We start from the raw sequence: 627 nt of genomic DNA on the forward strand, positions 1-627 counted from the left end.
GCCCTTGACGGCGGCGGCGGCCTTCTTCGGGGCGATGGCGGGCTTCTTGGCGGGCGCCTGCCTCTTGAGGGGCGGGGTCTTCTTCGCGGCGGCCTTCTTGCCCGCGGCTGCCGTGTCGCCCGCAGCGGGCTTCTTACTCGCGGCGGTCTTCTCGGTCGCGGCGGTCTTCTTACTCGCGGCGCTCTTCTCCACGGCACCCTTCCCCGCAGTCACCCTCTTGGCAGGCACTGCCTTCTTTGTCGCTTTCGCCGGTTTTCTACGACCATCGCGGCGCTGTTCGCCCACAGCGGAATCGCGACGGGCATTCACCCGCGCAGCCCCCTCGGCCTGTGCTCTCACCGGCGATTTGGACACCCGGCCAGCCTACGACCCGGCACCGACATCCGCCCCGGACCTCGAAGATCGGCGCCCAATTGGACCCCTGCCGCGTACCCCGTGACATCGGTGCGGCATCCTTGTGACAGATCACACTGTTTGGACTGTCCGGCAAAATGGGCACCACGGACCCCTGGTACACCGGGGGAACAAGATTGTCTGAGCCGGTCGACAAGGAGAGAACTCGTGGACGACGTTCTGCGGCGCAACCCGCTCTTCGCGGCGCTCGACGACGAGCAATCCGCGGAGCTC

1 pseudogene is annotated in these 627 nt (G+C 67.1%); it reads right to left on the reverse strand.

Annotation, left to right across the window (positions count from 1 at the left end):
- Positions 1 to 192 (reverse strand): annotated as a pseudogene (locus DMC61_RS41065) (hypothetical protein); the annotation flags it as partial.
- Positions 193 to 627 lie beyond the last annotated feature (435 nt).

The organism is Amycolatopsis sp. WAC 04169, from assembly GCF_003947535.1.
GTDB lineage: Bacteria > Actinomycetota > Actinomycetes > Mycobacteriales > Pseudonocardiaceae > Amycolatopsis > Amycolatopsis keratiniphila.